Origin of the sequence: Pseudomonas sp. IPO3774 (assembly GCF_013386835.1) — a bacterium.
GTDB lineage: Bacteria > Pseudomonadota > Gammaproteobacteria > Pseudomonadales > Pseudomonadaceae > Aquipseudomonas.
Map to the genome: position 1 here is coordinate 1 of NZ_JACAQY010000017.1, position 20134 is coordinate 20134.

Genomic DNA, 20134 nt, shown 5'->3' on the forward strand with positions numbered 1-20134 from the left:
CTGTAAGAGCGGAACCAATACCAGCCATCACCCAAATAACGGATATACACCCAAAACACGCCCAATCTCACCAAAGACAACACCCAGTGACCACTGAGGCAACCTGTCACGCGGCAAAAGACCACGCCTTGCTCTCGCGAAAATGGGACTACTCTTTCAGCAATGCTTGACCCAGATCAAAACCTTCGCCGGGATTGCTCTGGCGGCCGCAAGGCCAGAATCCCTGCGTGGTTGGTCATAAAAAGAAACGAATTTGAATTCGCCACACTCCATATCCGTGGGGGCAGTGGGTGCAGGCCTCCAGCCAGCATTCGGTATTACCTGACAGAGGAAGACTTATGTTCGGTTTGGAGGCGCTAGATCTCGCCCGAATTCAATTCGCGTTCACCATCTCATTCCATATCCTGTTCCCGGCCATCACCATCGGCCTGGCCAGTTACCTTGCGGTGCTGGAAGGCCTGTGGCTCAAGACCCACAACGACACCTACCGTGACCTCTACCATTTCTGGTCGAAGATCTTTGCCGTCAACTTCGGCATGGGCGTGGTCTCCGGTCTGGTCATGGCCTATCAGTTCGGCACCAACTGGAGCCGCTTCTCGGACTTCGCCGGTGCCGTCACCGGGCCGTTGCTGACTTATGAGGTGCTCACGGCGTTCTTCCTCGAAGCCGGCTTCCTTGGGGTCATGCTGTTCGGCTGGAACAAGGTCGGGCGCAAGCTGCACTTCTTTGCCACGGTGATGGTGGCCGTCGGCACGCTGATCTCGACTTTCTGGATTCTTGCCTCCAACAGCTGGATGCAGACGCCACAGGGCTTTGAAATCATTGATGGCCGGGTGATTCCAACCGACTGGCTGGCCGTGATCTTCAACCCGTCGTTCCCCTACCGCCTGATGCACATGGCCACGGCCGCGTTCGTCGCTACCGCGTTCTTCGTCGGCTCCTCGGCGGCCTGGCACTTGCTGCGCGGCAAGGACAACCCGGCGATCCGCACCATGCTGTCGATGGCAATGTGGATGGCGCTGATCGTTGCGCCGATCCAGGCGGTCATCGGTGACTTCCACGGCCTGAATACCCTCAAGCATCAACCGGCGAAGATCGCCGCGATTGAAGGCCACTGGGAAAATATCGGCAACGAGCCCACGCCGCTGATCCTGTTCGGCTGGCCGGACATGAAGGCTGAAAAAACCAAGTTCGCAGTAGAAATTCCGTACCTGGGCAGCCTGATCCTGACCCACTCCCTGGACAAGCAGGTGCCGGCCCTCAAGGAGTTCCCGCCTGAGGATCGTCCGAATTCGACCATCGTGTTCTGGTCGTTCCGGGTCATGGTGGGCCTGGGCTTCCTGATGATCTTCACCGGCCTGTTCAGCCTCTGGCTGCGCCGTGGCGACAAGATGTACACGTCCAAGCCGTTCCTGTACCTGGCGCTGTGGATGGGCCCGTCCGGCCTGATCGCGATTCTCGCCGGCTGGTTCACCACCGAGATCGGCCGTCAGCCGTGGGTGGTCTACGGGCTGATGCGCACGGCGGACGCCTCGTCCAACCACAGTTTTGCGCAGATGAGCATTACGTTGGTGTTGTTTGTGGTGGTGTACTTCGCGCTGTTCGGCGCGGGCCTGGGCTACATGATGCGCCTGGTGCGCAAAGGGCCTGTGACCCACGAAAGCACCGAGCCCACCCACGGTGGCCCTGGGCAGAAACGCACACCGGCGCGTCCGTTGTCGGCGGCTGATGACAGTGCCGATGCCGATCACGGCGACACCTTGAACAAGGGGAACTGAGCCATGGGTATTGATCTTCCGCTGATCTGGGCCGTGATCATCATCTTCGGCATCATGATGTACGTGGTCATGGACGGCTTCGACCTGGGGATCGGCATTCTCTTCCCGTTCATCCCGGGCAAGACCGACCGTGACGTGATGATGAACACCGTCGCCCCCGTGTGGGACGGCAACGAAACCTGGCTGGTACTCGGCGGCGCGGCGTTGTTTGGCGCGTTCCCGCTGGCCTATTCGGTGGTGCTCTCGGCGCTGTACCTGCCACTGATGCTGATGCTGATCGGGCTGATCTTTCGTGGCGTGGCGTTTGAATTCCGCTTCAAGGCCAAGGACGACAAGCGTCACTTGTGGGACAAGGCCTTCATCGGCGGCTCGCTGGCAGCGACGTTCTTCCAGGGCGTGGCGCTGGGGGCGTTCATTGATGGCATCCCGGTGGTCGACCGGCAGTTTGCCGGTGGCTCCCTGGACTGGCTGACGCCGTTCACGATGTTCTGCGGCGTGGCCCTGATCGTGGCGTATGCGCTGCTGGGCTGCACCTGGCTGATCATGAAGACCGAAGGCAGCTTGCAGGAGAAGATGCACAACCTGGCCCGGCCCCTGGCATTCGTGGTGCTGGCGGTGATCGGTATCGTCAGCCTCTGGACGCCGCTGGCCCACCCGGAAATCGCCTCGCGCTGGTTCACCCTGCCGAACCTGTTCTGGTTCCTGCCGGTGCCGATCCTGGTGCTGGTGACCATGTACGGCCTGATTCGCGCCGTGGCCCGCAATGCGCACTACACGCCGTTCCTGCTGACGCTGGTGCTGATCTTCCTTGGCTACAGTGGCTTGGGGATCAGCCTGTGGCCGAACATCATCCCGCCGTCAGTCTCGATCTGGGACGCCGCCGCACCGCCGCAAAGCCAGGGCTTCATGCTGGTGGGCACCTTGTTCATCATTCCGTTCATCCTGGGCTACACCTTCTGGAGCTACTACGTGTTCCGCGGCAAGGTCACCCACGAAGACGGTTATCACTAGGAGGATTGACTCATGTCCGGCAAACCTTCGTTGCACGACATCGAACAGGCCGAGAAAAAGCCGCTCTGGCAGCGCCTGGGCTGGCTGGCGATGATTTGGACCGGCAGCGTCCTGGCCCTGTTCGTGGTGGCCAGCCTGATGCGCATGTTCATGAATGCCGCGGGCCTGACCACCCACTGACATCCCGTTGTAACTATTGCCCTCCTTTATGGAGGGCTTTTTTATTTGCGCGCTTTGAGAATCACGAACTTCGGCGTGGCCGCCACTTGCTCGACACCGCGGAACAACCGCGCCAACTTGGTGTGATAACCCAAGTGACGGTTGCCGACGATATACAGGGCGCCGCCCACTACCAACGCTTCCCGCGCTTGCTGGAACATGCGCCAGGCGAGGAAGTCTCCCACCACTTGCTGCTGGTGGAACGGCGGGTTGCACAGCACCACATCCAGTGACTGCGCTTCCTGATCGGCCAGGCCGTCGCCGGGGCGAATCAGCACGTCACGTTCGCCCAGCGCCGCGCGCCAGTTCTCGGCCGCCGATTGCACCGCCATATAAGACTCGTCGACCAGCGTGTACTGCGCCTCGGGGTTTTGCAGCGCGCTGGCAATCGCCAGGACGCCATTACCGCAACCCAGGTCGGCTACGCGGGCGCCGCCCAGGTTTTGTGGCAGGTGCGGCAGGAAGGCCCGGGTGCCGATGTCCAGGCCTTCGCGGCAGAACACGTTGGCGTGGTTGAGCAGTTCGATGGCCGGGGTTTCCAGGCTGTAGCGCGTAGGGTAGGGCGATACGGCGTGTGGCCGATCGGCCAGGGTGGCGATCAGCAGTCGGGCCTTTTTTACCGCCAGTGAGGCGTGCATCGGGCCGATGTAGCGCTCCAGCAGTTCGCCGGCAGCCCGTGGCAGGTGCTTGACCATCGCCCCGGCAATCACTTCGGCGCCGGGTGCCAGTTGACCTTGCAGGCGAATCAATTGTTCTTCGAGCAGGGCCAGGGTTTTCGGCACGCGGATCAGTACGCGGTCGAACGGCCCGGCAGGTGTCTGGCTGGCGGGCAGGAACGTTACCGCGTCGAAAGCCTTGCCGTTGCGCGCCAGGTTTTTCTCCAGGCCCAGGGCGCCGAGGAACGAGTCACCACTGGAGGTGACCCGCACATGCCCTTCGAGGCTGGCCGCCAGCGCGCCGAAACTGTCGTTGAGCACCAGGACGCGGGTCGCCGTCGTCAGCTGTTGTTCCGCCAGGTAGCTGAGCAAATACTCATCGGCTGCATCAAACGCTTGCAGCGGGTCGTTGTGCTGTTCTGGCTGACGGATCAGGTCGAGTTGGGCGAAGGGGCTGTCGAGCAGGGGCATGGCGGGTGAGACTCTGGGTAAGCGAACCATCGGGGTGAGCGGCGACGCGAGGCGCATCAGGGGCTCGCGTCATCACCCGGAACTGGCCGCAAATGTTACGTTTTTTTCCCCTGGATTACATGCGGTGTTTAAAACAACCCGCATTTGACTGCCGTGATCACTGCGGCAATCTTGTTACTGACCCCCAGTTTCTTCATCGCACTGCTGATATGGAAGCCGACCGTGCGTTCGGACAGGCACAGGATGGTGGCGATGTCCGAGGCGGTCTTGCCCAAGGCCGACCATTGCAGGATTTCGGTTTCCCGCGGGGTCAATTTGCTGGGCGCTTGCGGGCTGGGATTGTCTGCGTATTTTTTGGCCACCACCGCGTGCATGGCGTGGCAAATCCAGAGCACTTGCCCGGCTTTTTCATAGAGTTCTTCAGGGCCCACTGGGCCGGTGGCACGCCCCAGGCTCAACATGCTGAAAACACCCTGGAAGTCATGAACCGATTGGGTCCATCCGAAATTCAGTCCGTTGGACTGGGCATGGGCCCATAAGTCCGGTACCGAAGAAAAGGTTTTCTCGTCCCATACGATCGGTAGAACCGAGCGTTTGCAATGCGCAACCACAGGGTCGAGATCAAAGTAGTGCTCTTGTCTGTACAGCGTATTCCATTCATTGGAATAGTTGTTGAGGTTGACGGTTTTCGTTTGGTTGTTGGGTAGATGAGAACTAAGGGTGAATGCGCAGTATTGGAAGCCAAGCTCGTAGGTAAGGTTGAGGGCAGCTTCGTACATACTGGTTATTTCGCTTTCCCCTTCGAGTTTGGGCAGGCGAGTGTTGTGCCAGTTGACCATCGGTAACTCTCCATGTGAACGGTTCTTACATGGGGTACTTCCAAGGCCCCCGTTTACAGCGTGAAAAATAGTGTAGGACAACGGCTACAGCTCGAAATGAAAATTTGGTTATGTTCAAGCGGGCGTTAGGCCAATAACATTTGTACAACCTGGCTACGGTGTACAGGTTTCAGGCGTTCGATAAGATTTTTTTCCATTAGTTTTAAGAACTTGCTCTAAATGCGCCTTGTTAGTATTTAGTTACACTCCCTCATCTAATGGCTTGTTGGAAGGCGACTAATAGCCAAATATTTAGTACCGCCCAGCGGTTGCCACAATTGGCAGCGGCAATGCCAGCACAAACCATCGGTGTTTCCAGGCGGCGCTTTGGGGGACACTAGGGGCCTCTGCAAATGGAGTTTCCCATGACGGCCAGTGCTGAAAAATACACCCGCCAGACCCTGCTCGACGTGAAATCGCTGACTCCCAGCCTGTTTACCCTGCGTACTACCCGAGACCCTGGTTTTCGTTTTCGCGCCGGACAATTCGTGCGTCTTGGGGTGACCAAGGCCGATGGCGGCATTGTGTGGCGTGCTTATTCGGTGGTGTCCTCGCCCTTTGATGAATACCTGGACTTCTTTTCCATCGTGGTGCCGGGCGGTGAGTTCACCAGTGAGCTGAGCCGCCTGCGGGAAGGCGATACCTTGCTGGTGGAGCGCCAGGCCACGGGCTTTTTGACCCTGGACCGGTTTGTGGATGGTCGTGATCTGTGGCTGTTGGGCACCGGGACCGGTATTGCGCCGTTTCTCTCAATTCTGCAGGACTTCGAAGTGTGGGAGAAATTCGAGCGGATTATCCTCGTCTATAGTGCCCGCGAAGCAAGGGAGCTGGCTTACCAGTCGTTGATCCATGAACTGGGCGAACGTGAATACCTGGCAGAATACGCCCACAAGCTCACCTACATTCCCATTGTCACCCGCGAGCAACATCCGGGCGCGCTGAATGGGCGGATTACCACCCTGATCGAGAACGGCGAATTGGAGCGCGCCGCAGGCATCGAGCTGACCCCCGAGCATTCCAGGGTGATGATTTGCGGTAACCCGCAGATGATCGACGACACGCGTCAGTTGCTGAAACAGCGCGACATGCAACTGAGCCTGACCCGCCGTCCGGGGCAGGTCGCGGTAGAAAACTACTGGTAAAACAAAGGCGCCCTGCAGGCGCCTTTACTTTTTGCCGAGCTTACTCGGGCTTGCTGTTCTGTGCCTTGAGCAGATCGCGGATCTCCCCCAGCAGCACTTCTTCCTTGGTCGGGACCGGCGGCAGGCTAGGTGCCACGGCCTCTTCACGCTTCAGGCGGTTGATGGCCTTAACGCCCATGAAGATCGCAAACGCAACGATCACAAAGTCGATCACGCTCTGGATGAACTTGCCGTACGCCAGTACGACGGCAGGCGCATCGCCCTGGGCGGCTTTAAGCGTTACGGCCAGGTCGCCGAAGTCGACACCCCCGATCAACAGGCCGATAGGTGGCATCACCACGTCGCCTACAAAGGATGAAACAATTTTGCCGAAGGCGGCGCCGATGATAATACCGACCGCCATGTCGACCACATTACCTTTGACCGCGAAGGCCTTGAACTCACTTAACACGCCCATAGGTTATTCCTTGTTACAGATGAGGAGGTAGAAGCCATTGTAAGACAGTGTGGCGAGGCTTGCTCGACACAACTGCTAACAGTGTCCGTTTTTATCGACACATTAAATCGCAAATAGTTTGCAAAGTGCCACCAATCGCGCGCGGAATACCCGCTATTTCAGTGGGTTACCACACTATTTTCTTTATCGGGGTGGTACGGCTTTTCTATTTATCTTCTGACTCGCGGGTCACTAGCCTCTGGCAAGCACAACTCAATGTGCACTAAAAAAACCAGAGGATACCTCGATGAAAAACCCTATTAGCCGCGGGCCTATTTCTGCGCGACAGGTGCTGTTTGCAGTGAGCGCCAGTCTTCTTTCGCTGTCCGTACACGCCGCCAACCTCACGCGCGATAATGGCGCGGCGGTCGGTGACAATCAGAACTCTCAAACCGCCGGTGCGAATGGCCCGGTCCTGTTGCAAGACGTGCAACTGATCCAGAAGTTGCAGCGCTTTGATCGCGAGCGTATTCCGGAGCGCGTTGTGCACGCCCGTGGCACCGGCGCTCACGGTACTTTCACCGTCACCGATAACCTCAGCGACCTGACCAAGGCCAAGGTGTTTGCCGCCGGCGAAGCCACGCCGGTATTTGTGCGCTTCTCTGCGGTCGTTCACGGCAACCATTCGCCGGAAACCCTGCGTGACCCGCGCGGCTTCGCCACCAAGTTCTACACCGCCGAAGGTAATTGGGACCTGGTCGGTAATAACTTCCCGACGTTCTTTATTCGCGATGCGATCAAGTTTCCGGACATGGTTCACGCCTTTAAACCAGATCCGCGCACTAACCTGGACGATGATTCCCGTCGCTTTGACTTCTTTTCCCATGTTCCGGAGTCCACTCGTACGTTGACCGAGTTGTACTCGGACTCCGGTACTCCAGCCAGTTACCGGGAAATGGACGGTAACGGTGTACATGCCTACAAGTTGATTAACGCCAAGGGCGAAGTGCACTACGTCAAGTTCCACTGGAAGAGCCTGCAAGGCATCAAGAACCTCGATCCTAAACAAGTGACTGAAGTACAGGGCCGTGACTACAGCCATATGACCAATGATTTGGTCACGCACATCAATAAGGGCGACTTCCCCAAGTGGGACCTGTATGTGCAAGTGCTGAAACCGGAAGACCTGGCCAAGTTTGATTTCGACCCGTTGGATGCCACCAAGATCTGGCCGGACGTGCCGGAGCGCAAAGTCGGGCAGATGGTGCTGAACCGCAACCCGGCCAACGTCTTCCAGGAAACCGAGCAAGTCGCCATGGCGCCGGCCAACCTGGTGCCGGGCATCGAGCCGTCGGAAGACCGCCTGCTGCAAGGCCGGGTGTTCTCCTATGCCGATACGCAAATGTACCGCCTGGGGCCAAACGCCCTGCAACTGCCGATCAACGCACCCCGGGTGACCGTCAACAACGGTAACCAGGACGGCGCGATGAATTTCGGCAATACCACCACTGGCGTGAACTACCAGCCAAGCCGCCTGCTGCCACGGGAAGAGCCGCAAACCGCGCGGTACAGCCAGTCGGCCCTGTCGGGCAGTACGCAGCAAGCGAAGATCCAGCGTGAGCAGAACTTCAAGCAAGCCGGCGACCTGTACCGCTCGTTCAACAAGAAAGAGCGTCAGGACTTGATCGACAACTTCGGCGGCTCCCTGGCCACCACCGATGACGAGAGCAAGCACATCATCCTGTCGTTCCTCTACAAGGCGGATCCGGAGTACGGCACAGGCGTGACCAAAGTTGCCAAGGGCGACCTGGCCCGCGTCAAGGCATTGGCCGAAAAGCTGACCGACTAACCGCCCACGCTCCCTGTAGGAGCCGGCTTGCCACAAGTACGCCATCGCCGGCAAGCCGGCTCCTACAGGTGGCACATCATTGAGAATTTGCCATGCGAATCTTTATAGGCGCTGTCCTTGCGTGTTTGTCGTTCAGCGTATTGGCCGAACAAGCTGACCCGGCCGCGCTTAAGGCACAACTGCAGGATTACTACTTCGACGCCGCCCGCCGTGGCGACGTGGACATGCTCAACACCTTCATCGAATCCGGCTATTCGCTGAACACCCAGGATGAAAAAGGCTACACGGCGCTGATTCTCGCCGCCTATCACGGTGAAAGTGCCTACGTGGACCGATTGCTCGCCGCCGGCGCCGATGCCTGCGTGCAGGACAAACGCGGCAACACCGCCTTGATGGGCGCGATCTTCAAGGGTGAGCTGAAAATCGCCCAGCGCCTGCTCGCCACCGACTGCAACCCCGACCAGCGCAACGGCGCCGGACAAACGGCGGCCATGTATGCCGGGCTGTTCAAGCGCGTGGAACTGCTGGATGAACTGAAAGCCAAGGGCGCCGATCTGAATGCCGAAGACCCGATCGGTAACAGCGCTTCACGTTTGGCCAGCGGTGAAATCCGTACCCCGGCGCCGCGCTGAGCTATCATCGCGGTTTTTCGGTTGGAGGTTCTCAAATGGCAAAGGCCAAGCGCATGTATGGCTGCACGGAGTGCGGCGCGACCTTTCCCAAGTGGGCCGGCCAGTGCACGGAATGCGGTGCGTGGAACACCCTGACCGAAACCATGATCGAGAGCGGCGGCGCCGTGGCCCCCAGCGGCCGTTCCGGCTGGACCGGGCAACAAACCCAGATCAAGACCCTGGCCGAAGTCAGCGTCGAAGAAATCCCGCGTTTCTCCACCGCTTCCGGTGAACTGGACCGGGTGCTGGGCGGCGGCCTGGTGGATGGTTCGGTGGTACTGATCGGCGGTGACCCGGGCATCGGTAAATCCACGATCCTGCTGCAAACCCTGTGCAGCATCGCCAGCCGCATGCCGGCGTTGTATGTCACCGGCGAAGAATCCCAGCAGCAGGTGGCCATGCGTGCGCGCCGCCTGGGCTTGCCTCAGGACCAACTGCGGGTGATGACCGAAACCTGCATCGAAAGCATCATCGCCACCGCGCGCCTGGAAAAGCCCAAGGTGATGGTGATCGATTCGATCCAGACGATTTTCACCGAGCAACTGCAATCGGCACCGGGTGGCGTGTCCCAGGTGCGGGAAAGTGCCGCGCTGCTGGTGCGCTATGCAAAACAGAGCGGTACGGCGATTTTCCTGGTGGGCCACGTGACGAAAGAAGGCGCGCTGGCCGGCCCACGAGTGCTGGAACACATGGTCGACACCGTGCTGTATTTCGAAGGCGAGTCCGATGGGCGGTTGCGTTTGTTGCGGGCGGTGAAGAACCGTTTTGGCGCAGTCAACGAGCTGGGTGTGTTCGCCATGACTGACCGGGGCTTGAAAGAGGTCTCCAACCCGTCAGCGATTTTTCTTACCCGTGCCCAGGAAGAAGTCCCGGGCAGCGTGGTGATGGCAACGTGGGAAGGCACCCGGCCGATGCTGGTGGAAGTCCAGGCGCTGGTGGACGACAGCCACTTGGCCAACCCGCGTCGTGTCACCCTGGGCCTGGACCAGAACCGGCTGGCGATGTTGCTGGCGGTATTGCACCGCCACGGCGGCATTCCCACCCATGACCAGGACGTGTTCCTCAACGTGGTGGGCGGGGTCAAGGTGCTGGAAACCGCGTCTGACCTGGCGTTGATGGCGGCGGTGATGTCCAGCCTGCGCAACCGGCCGTTGCCCCATGACTTGCTGGTGTTTGGCGAAGTGGGCCTGTCGGGTGAAGTGCGCCCGGTGCCCAGCGGCCAGGAGCGCCTGAAGGAAGCGGCCAAGCATGGCTTCAAGCGCGCCATCGTGCCCAAGGGCAATGCGCCGAAAGAAATGCCACCGGGGCTGCAAGTGATCGGGGTAACGCGCCTGGAGCAGGCGCTGGATGCCCTGTTCGAATAGTCGCCAGCCACACATCCCCCTTGTGGGAGCCGGGCTTGCCCGCGATGGCGGTGTATCAGCTGATTGATATGCAAACTGACACACCGCCATCACAGGCAAGCCAGCTCCCACATGCTCAGATCTCCAGCAAGGCGGCGAATTCCCGCTCCAGTTCTTCCTGATCGCCCAGGTTCAGCTCGATTATCCGCCGCAGGTGGCTGATGGAGTCGAGGTCGATGTGTTCGCACACAAAGCCGAGCTGCCCATGATCGTCGTGGGTCAGCCGCACCTGCATCTTCACGTCGGTCTCGGCGTCGAGATGAATGTCCACATCGAACGATTCGTAGCGATGGCCGTGCCATTCTTGCGGCCGTTGCACCAGCAAGCCCTTGAGCGACAAATCTACCAATTGCACCGACCAGACATGGCCGTCTTGCGTGAGCTCGGTCCTGGCGTCGAAGGCAATGCGTCGGAAACGGCGTCGGTCTGAAGGCTGTTCGCTCATGGTGAAACCCTCTGTGGATAAAGGAATTGTAGCCGTGCGCCATCATGGGACGGTTTTTTCTGCTTTTTTCGCTCCGGCAAGGCTCTAGACCAACGTAGGGGGGTGGCCTTTAAGGCCAGTAGCGCTAAACTCGGGATGGCTGTCTTTCTGTCCACCCTGGCTGGAATATAAAAATGAAAAATAATAATAGCCTGCTACGCCATCTACCCTGGCTGCTGCTGGCAATCGTAGGAGCGTGCGCCCTGGGCGTAGTGGCCTTGCGCCGCGGCGAGGCGATCAACGCCTTGTGGATCGTGGTCGCAGCAGTGGCCATTTATCTGGTTGCTTACCGTTACTACAGTCTGTTCATCGCTAACCATGTGATGCAGCTCGATCCACTGCGGGCTACCCCCGCTGTGCTGAACAACGACGGTCTGGACTATGTGCCGACCAACAAACACATCCTTTTTGGTCACCACTTCGCGGCAATCGCCGGCGCAGGGCCTTTGGTCGGCCCGGTACTGGCGGCGCAGATGGGCTACCTGCCCGGCACGTTGTGGCTGATCGCCGGCGTGGTGCTGGCGGGGGCGGTGCAGGACTTCATGGTCCTGTTCCTGTCCACCCGGCGCAACGGCCGTTCCCTGGGGGACATGGTCCGCGAAGAAATGGGCCGTGTGCCCGGGACCATCGCGCTGTTCGGCTGCTTCCTGATCATGATCATCATCCTCGCGGTGCTGGCGCTGATCGTGGTCAAGGCCCTGGCCGAAAGCCCGTGGGGCATCTTCACGGTGATGGCAACCATTCCGATCGCGATGTTCATGGGCATTTACATGCGCTACATCCGCCCGGGCCGCATCGGTGAAATCTCGATTGTCGGCGTGCTGTTGCTGCTGGGTTCGATCTGGCTGGGCGGGCAGATTGCCGCTGACCCGGTGTGGGCCAAGGCCTTCAGCTTCACCGGCATCCAGATCACCTGGATGCTGGTGGGTTATGGCTTCGTGGCTGCCGTGTTGCCAGTGTGGCTGATCCTCGCACCACGGGACTACCTGTCTACTTTCCTGAAAATCGGCACCATCATCGCCCTGGCGATTGGCATCCTGGTGACCATGCCCGACCTGAAAATGCCGGCGCTGACCCAGTTCATCGATGGCACCGGCCCGGTGTGGAAGGGCGGCCTGTTCCCGTTCCTGTTCATCACCATCGCCTGTGGCGCGGTCTCGGGTTTCCACGCACTGATCTCCTCGGGCACCACGCCCAAGTTGCTGGCCAGTGAAGGGCACGCCCGTTACATCGGCTACGGCGGCATGTTGATGGAGTCGTTCGTGGCCATCATGGCGATGGTTGCCGCTTCGGTGATCGAGCCAGGGGTGTACTTCGCCATGAACAGCCCGGCCGCGATTGTCGGCGGTGACGTGGTGGCTGTGGCGCAAACCGTCAGCAGCTGGGGTTTTGCAATTACCCCGGAAGCGTTGCAGGCGGTGGCCCATGACATTGGTGAGTCCACCATCCTGGCCCGTGCCGGCGGTGCGCCAACCCTGGCGGTGGGTATCGCGCAGATCCTGCACAGCGTCCTGCCGGGTGAAAACACCATGGCGTTCTGGTACCACTTTGCGATCCTGTTCGAAGCGCTGTTCATCCTGACCGCAGTCGACGCCGGTACCCGTGCCGGTCGCTTCATGCTGCAGGATTTGCTCGGCTCCTTCGTGCCGGCGCTCAAGCGTACCGAGTCCTGGACGGCCAACCTGATCGCCACCGCAGGTTGCGTGGCGATGTGGGGTTACCTGCTGTACCAGGGCGTGATCGACCCACTGGGCGGCATCAACACCTTGTGGCCGCTGTTCGGTATCTCCAACCAGATGCTGGCCGGTATCGCGCTGATGCTCGCCACGGTTGTGCTGATCAAAATGAAACGCCAGCGCTACATCTGGGTGACCATGCTGCCAGCCGTATGGCTGCTGATCTGCACCGTGACCGCAGGCTTCATCAAGCTGTTCGACGCCAACCCGGCGATCGGCTTCCTGTCGCTGGCCAAGAAATACAGCGATGCCCTGGCCGGCGGCCAGATCCTCGCACCGGCCAAGAGCATCGACCAGATGCAACACGTGATCTGGAACGCCTACACCAACGCAACGCTGACGGCGCTGTTCCTGTTCGTGGTCTTCAGCATCCTGTTCTATGCGCTCAAGGTCGGCATTGCTGCCTGGGGCAAAAAGGAACGTACGGATAAAGAAGCGCCATACCAGGCCATCCCGGACGCTTGATAGAGGATTGCAATCATGTTCAATGACATCAGTCGCCTCGGTAAATACCTCGGTCAGGCCGCGCGCCTGATGGTCGGCATGCCCGACTACGACACCTACGTCGAGCATATGCAAACCAAACACCCGGACAAACCGATGATGGACTACAAGGCGTTCTTCCGGGAACGCCAGGAAGCCCGTTACGGCGGCAAGGGTGGGCCCAAGTGCTGCTAGCCCGGTAGTTCGGGCTGCGGTGATCCCTTGTGGGAGCGGGCTTGCTCGCGAAGGCGGTCTTTCAGTGATGCATGTGCTGACTGACACGCCGCCTTCGCGAGCAAGCCCGCTCCCACATTTGTTTTGTGTTTCTTCAAGGAGAATTCTTTGTCCTCTCCCATCCCCGTCACCGTCCTCAGCGGCTTCCTCGGCGCTGGCAAGACCACCTTGTTGCGTCACCTGCTCAAGGCCGAGCACGGCTTGAAAATCGCCGTGATCGAAAATGAATTCAGCGACGCCGGTATCGACACCCAACTGCTGGGCAGCGAGCCGGTGCAAGTCATGACCCTGTCCAATGGCTGTGTGTGTTGCACCATCCACACTGACCTGACCAAGGCCCTGTACCTGTTGCTGGAGCGCCTGGACAGCGGCGAGATCGCGTTCGACCGCCTGGTGATCGAGTGCACCGGCCTGGCCGACCCGGCCCCCGTGGCCCAGACCTTTTTCATCGATGAAGAACTGCGCGAGCGCTACATCCTCGACGGCATCATCACCCTGGTGGACGCGGCCCACGCCGAGCACCACCTGACCCAGACCATCGCCCAGGCGCAGATCGGGTTTGCCGACCGCCTGCTGGTGAGCAAGCGCGACCTGGTGGACGATGCCACCTTCGACGCCCTCAGCGAGCGCCTGACTCGTATCAACCGCCGGGCGCCGATTCGTGTGGTGGAGCACGGCAAGATCGACCTCGCCGAACTGCTGGATGTGCGCGGCTTCAACCTCAACGCCGGCATGAGCCTGCGCCCGGTGAGCCAGGCGCCGTCCATCGATCGTATTTCCAGCCTGGTGCTGCGCACTGACCAGCCGCTGGATATCGACAAACTCAGCGAGTTCATGAACGAGCTGCTGGAAGACCACGGCAAGCAATTGCTGCGCTACAAAGGCGTGCTGAACATTGCCGGGGAAGACCGGCGCATGGTGTTCCAGGGCGTGCTGAAGCTCTACGGGTTCGATTGGGACACCGAATGGGCCGAAGGCGAAGCGCGGGAAAGTGTGATTGTGTTTATTGCTGACGAGTTGCCGGAAGAGAAGATTCGCGAAGGCTTTGCGCGGGTTTACCAATCCTGACTTGAAACGCAGTCAAAATGTGGGAGCGGGCTTGCTCGCGAAAGCGGTGTATCAGTCAGCCCATGCATCAACTGACACAGCGCTTTCGCGAGCAAGCCCGCTCCCACATTTGATGTCATTTCAAATTGAGAAAGCAGCGTTTTCAGGCATAAAAAAGCCCGGCTCAAGAGCCGGGCTTTTCATTCAAGCAACTGCAATCAAGCGCCGTATACCGGCAGCTTCTTGCAGATGGCCTTGACCTTCTCACGCACAGCGTCAATCACTGCTTCGTTGTTCAGGTCAGCCAGGATGTCGCAGATCCAGCCAGCCAGTTCCTTGCACTCTGCTTCCTTGAAGCCACGAGTGGTCACAGCCGGGGTGCCGAAGCGCAGGCCGGAGGTGACGAACGGCGAACGTGGGTCGTTCGGTACCGAGTTCTTGTTAACGGTGATGAAGGCTTTGCCCAGAGCGGCGTCAGCGTCTTTACCGGAGATGTCCTGCTTGATCAGCGACAGCAGGAACAGGTGGTTCTCAGTACCGCCGGACACTACGTCAAAACCACGCTCGATGAACACGCCGGCCATGGCCTTGGCGTTTTTCACCACTTGCTGCTGGTAGGTCTTGAACTCAGGCTGCAGCGCTTCCTTGAAGCAGATCGCTTTGGCGGCGATCACGTGCTCCAGCGGGCCACCCTGGCCGCCTGGGAATACGGCGGAGTTCAGCTTCTTCTCGATCTCGGCGTTGGCGCGAGCCAGGATCAGGCCGCCACGTGGACCGCGCAGGGTCTTGTGGGTGGTGGTGGTCACGACGTCAGCGAACGGCACCGGGTTCGGGTAGACGCCAGCGGCGACCAGACCGGCCACGTGGGCCATGTCGACGAACAGGTAGGCGCCGACCTTGTCAGCGATTTCGCGGAAGCGTGGGAAATCCAGGATCTGCGAGTAGGCAGAGAAACCGGCCACGATCATTTTTGGCTTGTGCTCAACGGCCAGGCGCTCGACTTCGTCGTAGTCGATCAGGCCGTTGCCGTCGATGCCGTACTGAACGGCGTTGTACAGCTTGCCGGAGGAGGAAACGCTGGCGCCGTGGGTCAGGTGACCGCCGTGGGCCAGGCTCATGCCCAGGATGGTGTCGCCCGCTTGCAGCAGGGCCAGGTACACGGCGCTGTTGGCTTGGGAGCCGGCGTGTGGCTGGACGTTGGCGTAATCGGCGCCGAACAGTTCCTTGGCGCGGTCGATGGCCAGTTGCTCAACGATGTCGACGAACTCGCAACCGCCGTAGTAGCGCTTGCCCGGGTAGCCTTCGGCGTACTTGTTGGTCAGAACCGAACCTTGAGCCTCCATCACGGCGGGGCTGGTGTAGTTTTCCGAAGCGATCAGCTCAATGTGCTCTTCCTGGCGCTGAGCTTCTTGCTCCATGGCGGCAAAGAGATCGGCGTCGTACTTGGCAATAGTCAAATCACGGCTGAACATGGCGGTCCTCAAGGATCGGGGGCAGAAAAGAAGCGCATTCTAACCCAATGGGTTTTAGATGGCATATGAAAGGACATCATGTCGCGGACAAGCGGGGCTCATCTGGGGATAGGTGGTGTTTGTTCGGGCCCCTTCGCGAGCAAGCCCGCTCCCACATTCAATCGGGTTCCTTCAGGTGGAATACGGTCGAATGTGGGAGCGGGCTTGCTCGCGAAGAGGCCATCCGCATCACCTGAGGATTTCAATCGAACATGAACAGCGCATCATTGCTGAACTGCGCCTCAAACCGGTTCGCCGGCATCGGTCGCCCGAACAGGTAGCCCTGCACCTCATCGCAACCGTGCTCCCGCAGGAAGTCCAGCTGCTCATGGGTTTCCACACCCTCGGCGATCACCGCCAGGTTCAGGCTGTGGGCCATGGCGATAATCGCCCGGGCAATCTGCGCATCCTGCTCACCCGACGGCAGGCCGTCGACAAAGGTGCGGTCGATCTTCAGCACGTCGATGGGGAACTGCTTGAGGTAGTTCAGCGATGAATAACCGGTGCCGAAGTCATCTACCGCGATGCTCAGGCCGAGGTTTTTCAGGCTGGCGAGGATCTGCATCGCTTCGTTGACCTCGCGCATCAGGATACTTTCGGTCAGCTCCAGCTCCAGGCACGCCGGCGGCAGGCCGGTGTCCTTGAGGATGGTGGCGATGCGCTCGCCCAGTTGCCCGTCGGAGAACTGCCGGGCCGAAATGTTGACCGAGACCTTGGGTACCCGCACCTTGTTCTGGTGCCAGGTCTTGAGTTGGCGGCAGGCTTCGCTGATCACCCAGTCACCCACGTCCACCACCAGCCCCAACTCCTCCAACACCGGGATGAAGTCCCCCGGCGGCACCAGCCCGCGACGCGGATGGCGCCAGCGCAGCAGGGCTTCGGCGCCGGTCAAACGTTTGCCGTCGCCGCTGAACTGCGGCTGGTAATACAGCACGAATTCGTTCTGTTCCAGGGCGTGGCGCAGGTCGCTTTCCAGCTCCAGGCGTTCCAGTGCGCTGGCGTTCATGTCGGCCTGGTAGAACTGGAAGTTGTTCTTGCCCCGCTCCTTGGCGTGGTACATCGCCGTGTCGGCGTTTTTCATCAACTGGCTGAGTTCGTTGCCGTCCTGCGGGCTCAGGGCGATGCCGATACTGGCGGTGACGAAGAACTCGCGGCCCTCCAGCACAAACGGCTTCACCAGGCTGGCCAGAATCTGCTCGGCCACGTGAATCGCCCGGTTCAGCGCCATCTCACGGTTGACCCGCGGTTGCAGCAGCAAGGTGAATTCGTCGCCGCCCATGCGTGCCACGGTGTCGTCTTCGGCGACGCAGCCCAGCAGGCGGGTGGCCATTTCCTTGAGCATGCGGTCGCCGGCGGCGTGGCCCAGGGAGTCGTTGATCGGCTTGAAGCGGTCTAGGTCGAGGAACATCAACACCACCCACGACTTCTGCCGTTCCGCCGATTGCAGCGCGGTGTGCAGGCGGTCCTGGAACAGCGTGCGGTTGGGCAGGTGGGTCAGGGCGTCGTAGTAGGCCAGGCGGTGGATGCGCTGCTCGCTGGCCTTGCGTTCGCTGATGTCACTGAAGAAGCACACGTAGCTGGCCAGGTCGCCTTCGTCATCGAACACGGCAGTAATTCCGACCCAGGCCGGGTAATGCTCGCCGTTGCGGCGCTTGAGCCACACTTCGCCTTCCCAGGTGCTGTGCTGGTGCAATTGCTTGAGCACGTAGCGCAGGTGGGCTTCCTGCTGTTCGTCGACGGTGAGCATGTTCGGCAACTGGTCGAGCACGTCCGCCACCGCATAACCGCTGACCCGGCTGAACGCCTCGTTGGCCTGCACGATGTAGCCGGCCGGGTCGGTGATCAGGATCGCCGAGGTGGAGTGTTCGAATACCGTGGCCGCCATGCGCAGGTCTTTTTCCGCACGGCGCTGCTGGCTGATATCGCGACCCACGCCAAGGATGCCCTCGAACGCGCCGTGTTCGTCCCACACCAGCACCAGGCGCAGTTCGATGGGGATCTTGCGCCCGTCGGCCCGCAGGCAGTCGAACAGGAACAGTTGGGTCTGCACGTCGTTGCGCAAGGCCGCGAGGGATTCGGGTTGGTCCAGGGCGCGGCTGACTTGCTCCACCAGGGAGTAGATACCGGTCAGTTGCTGCGGGTTGGCGATGGTCGATTGCCAGCCGTTTTCGAAGATCCAGTCGACGTCATAGCCCAGCACCGCGTTCACCGAAGGGCTGACGTAGTTGAGGGCCAGCTTGCTGTCGGTGGAGAAGATTACGTCGCTGATGCTTTCCGCCAGCATGCGGTAGCGCTGTTCGCTGTCACGCAGGGATTCACTGGCTTCGATCTGGTCGGTGATGTCCTTGGCGACGCCGATGATGCGCGTCACCTGGTCAGTCTTGTCACGGGCCAGGGCCTGTTCGCGGATGTCGAAGCGCCGCCATTGGTTGTTGCGGTGGCGAAAGCGCAACTGGCACTGCAACTGGCTCAGGTAGCCGGCCTGGCGCTGTTGCAGGCGCAGGTCGTGGTAGCGCTCGGCGTCTTCGGGGTGCAGCAGGATCTCCCAGAAGTACTCGCCCATCTGCTGCAGCTCGGGCTTGTTGTAGCCCAGGGTGTGGCCCAGGTGGTGGTTGCTGAAAATCATCCGCTGGCTGATCACGTCCTGCACATACAGGTGATCGGGCACGGTGCGCACCACGTCCGACCAGAAACTCTCGCGCTCCACCAGTGACAACTCGATCAGCTTGCGGCTGGTGATGTCGCTGATGCTCAGGATCACGGCCTTGAAGTCGTCCTGTTGTTCCGGCAGGCGCATCACCAGCCACAGGTATTGGTCGTTGCCTTCGATATCGCTGAGCTGGATTTCCAGTTCAAGCTGCTTCTGCTGGGTCAGCACCGCGTCGATCACCTGGTTGCCGATGGCGGTCGGGCTCGACGGGCAGGCGTCGATCAGGCGTTCCCAGGCCTGCTCGCAAGAGGCAACATTCAGCAAGCGCACCGCCACCTGGTTGACCTCGGTGATGCGCAGTTCCTTGAGCAGTTGCTGGCGCTGTTCCGGGTTGTCTTGCAGCAACTGTTGCAACTGCTCGCGGGTTTGCAGTCGGGCTCTATCGAAGAACGCGCGCAGGCCCGCCAGGTCGAGCACGCACAGCGCCACGCCGGTGCCTTCGAAAATATCCTGGTAGCGGCGGCGGCCCTCGTGCACCTGGCGCTGGCGGCGGCGCATGTTCAGCAGCACGATCACCGGGATCAGCGAGAAGGCCAGGCCCAACAGGCATTTGCCGATAAAGGCCGGCAGCAGTTGCTCCAGCACGGCGGCGCGGTCGAACAGGCCGCGCAGTTGCCAGTCGCTCTTGCTCAGGGGCGTGACCAGTACACTTTTGTTCAACTCGTCCGGGGTCAACGCGGTGGCCCATTGGGCCGGCATCCCGCTGTCACGGCTGACCACCCGGTGGTTGAGGCGGTTTTCGATGACCCACATCGGGCGCTGGCCCTGGCCGTCCTGGCGGGTCAGGTTGGCCAGGTAATTGGGGGCCAGGCGCAAGGCCCAGTACATCTTGGTGCCGCCGCTGGGCTGGTGCAGCAGCAGGTAGATGACGGTGCCGTCGTTGTTGTTGCTCAGGTAATAGGACTGGGCGTGGCTGCGCTTGACCAGTTCTTCGAGCCAGGCGCTGTCCTGGCTGTCGCTGGCGCTGTCACTGATCATCGCGCCGCTGGGGGCGAGCAGGGCGACGCTGCGCAACTCCGGCAAGGAGCGTTGCAAGGTGCGCATCAGGATTTGTTGCTGTTCGGCGTCCCGCGGCGGTTCGACGATCGGCAGCAGGTTCAGCGCAATCTGCGCACTGAGGGCCATGTTCAGGCTGATCTGTTCGGCCAGGTCGGCGCTGTAGTCGATGGTGTATTGCTGCTGGTTTTTCTGGTTTTGCTGCAACTGGTCCAGCAGTTGCCAGAACAATAACGCGAGCAGCAACAGGACCAGCGTCGCCAATGCGCCCTTCAGGGTTCCGTGCAGGGGCGCTCCCGGCGCTATATGAGCGGCGCGCAGGGGAGTTGGCGGCGTTACGTTGGACAAACTGTGATCCTGCGGTTTGGCTGGACTGGCGCGCGACGTGCACTATAAGCCGGACGCCCGGAGGGCGGCTA

16 protein-coding genes are annotated in these 20134 nt (G+C 60.4%); 10 read left to right on the forward strand and 6 right to left on the reverse strand.

Annotated elements, in window-relative coordinates; translation table 11 throughout:
• Positions 1–338 precede the first annotated feature (338 nt).
• From HYE77_RS10395 to HYE77_RS10405, 3 genes are read left to right on the forward strand one after another with little or no spacing between them, the layout of a single operon-like run.
• Positions 339–1778: a cytochrome ubiquinol oxidase subunit I gene (locus tag HYE77_RS10395; RefSeq protein ID WP_008432808.1), complete on the forward strand. Its 1440-nt coding sequence runs from the start codon at positions 339–341 to the stop codon at positions 1776–1778.
• A 3-nt stretch (positions 1779–1781) separates the two neighbouring features.
• Positions 1782–2789, forward strand: a complete 1008-nt coding sequence (gene cydB / locus HYE77_RS10400) for a cytochrome d ubiquinol oxidase subunit II (protein WP_008432810.1) — start codon at positions 1782–1784, stop codon at positions 2787–2789.
• A gap of 12 nt (positions 2790–2801) precedes the next feature.
• A complete protein-coding gene (locus tag HYE77_RS10405) occupies positions 2802–2969 on the forward strand; it encodes a DUF2474 domain-containing protein (RefSeq protein ID WP_003215809.1) in 168 nt (55 codons plus the stop codon).
• Positions 2970–3010: 41 nt separating this feature from the next.
• Here HYE77_RS10405 and HYE77_RS10410 read toward each other — a convergent pair whose 3' ends face one another.
• The gene (locus HYE77_RS10410) at positions 3011–4135 is read right to left on the reverse strand and encodes a methyltransferase (protein WP_177036245.1); all 1125 of its coding nucleotides are present in this window, start codon (positions 4133–4135) and stop codon (positions 3011–3013) included.
• 128 nt (positions 4136–4263) lie between these two features.
• Positions 4264–4974 carry a LuxR family transcriptional regulator gene (locus tag HYE77_RS10415; RefSeq protein ID WP_177054418.1) on the reverse strand — a complete coding sequence of 237 codons (711 nt, stop codon included), beginning with the start codon at positions 4972–4974 and terminating at the stop codon, positions 4264–4266.
• A 404-nt stretch (positions 4975–5378) separates the two neighbouring features.
• On the opposite strand from HYE77_RS10415, the gene HYE77_RS10420 reads away from it, so the two are divergent.
• Entirely contained in the window at positions 5379–6155 is a 777-nt protein-coding gene (locus tag HYE77_RS10420; protein ID WP_087695254.1) for a ferredoxin--NADP reductase, read from the forward strand.
• Between the two features lie 40 nt (positions 6156–6195).
• Here HYE77_RS10420 and mscL read toward each other — a convergent pair whose 3' ends face one another.
• Positions 6196–6612 (reverse strand): large-conductance mechanosensitive channel protein MscL, encoded by a 417-nt coding sequence (gene mscL, locus HYE77_RS10425; protein ID WP_003215816.1) that lies wholly within the window; start codon positions 6610–6612, stop codon positions 6196–6198.
• A 286-nt stretch (positions 6613–6898) separates the two neighbouring features.
• Here mscL and katB point away from each other — a divergent pair, with 286 nt between their 5' ends.
• From katB to radA, 3 genes are all read left to right on the forward strand, one after another.
• Entirely contained in the window at positions 6899–8440 is a 1542-nt protein-coding gene (katB, locus tag HYE77_RS10430) for a catalase KatB (protein WP_177068761.1), read from the forward strand.
• 92 nt (positions 8441–8532) lie between these two features.
• A complete protein-coding gene (locus HYE77_RS10435) occupies positions 8533–9072 on the forward strand; it encodes an ankyrin repeat domain-containing protein (protein ID WP_023659179.1) in 540 nt (179 codons plus the stop codon).
• A gap of 35 nt (positions 9073–9107) precedes the next feature.
• On the forward strand, positions 9108–10475 hold the full coding sequence (radA, locus tag HYE77_RS10440; RefSeq protein WP_003215821.1) for a DNA repair protein RadA: 1368 nt from the start codon (positions 9108–9110) through the stop codon (positions 10473–10475).
• A gap of 115 nt (positions 10476–10590) precedes the next feature.
• On the opposite strand, the gene HYE77_RS10445 is transcribed toward radA, so the two are convergent.
• On the reverse strand, positions 10591–10959 hold the full coding sequence (locus tag HYE77_RS10445; protein WP_177047928.1) for a PilZ domain-containing protein: 369 nt from the start codon (positions 10957–10959) through the stop codon (positions 10591–10593).
• Between the two features lie 173 nt (positions 10960–11132).
• On the opposite strand from HYE77_RS10445, the gene HYE77_RS10450 reads away from it, so the two are divergent.
• The 3 genes from HYE77_RS10450 to yjiA all read left to right on the forward strand — a co-directional run bounded on the left by HYE77_RS10450 (position 11133) and on the right by yjiA (position 14519).
• A complete protein-coding gene (locus HYE77_RS10450; protein WP_003215826.1) occupies positions 11133–13199 on the forward strand; it encodes a carbon starvation CstA family protein in 2067 nt (688 codons plus the stop codon).
• Between the two features lie 15 nt (positions 13200–13214).
• On the forward strand, positions 13215–13412 hold the full coding sequence (locus tag HYE77_RS10455) for a YbdD/YjiX family protein (RefSeq protein WP_003176208.1): 198 nt from the start codon (positions 13215–13217) through the stop codon (positions 13410–13412).
• Positions 13413–13559: 147 nt separating this feature from the next.
• The gene (gene yjiA, locus HYE77_RS10460; protein WP_003215828.1) at positions 13560–14519 is read left to right on the forward strand and encodes a GTPase; all 960 of its coding nucleotides are present in this window, start codon (positions 13560–13562) and stop codon (positions 14517–14519) included.
• A 197-nt stretch (positions 14520–14716) separates the two neighbouring features.
• On the opposite strand, the gene glyA is transcribed toward yjiA, so the two are convergent.
• On the reverse strand, positions 14717–15970 hold the full coding sequence (gene glyA / locus HYE77_RS10465) for a serine hydroxymethyltransferase (protein ID WP_008432824.1): 1254 nt from the start codon (positions 15968–15970) through the stop codon (positions 14717–14719).
• A 241-nt stretch (positions 15971–16211) separates the two neighbouring features.
• Positions 16212–20063 carry a bifunctional diguanylate cyclase/phosphodiesterase gene (locus tag HYE77_RS10470; protein WP_177068762.1) on the reverse strand — a complete coding sequence of 1284 codons (3852 nt, stop codon included), beginning with the start codon at positions 20061–20063 and terminating at the stop codon, positions 16212–16214.
• Positions 20064–20134: the final 71 nt, after the last annotated feature.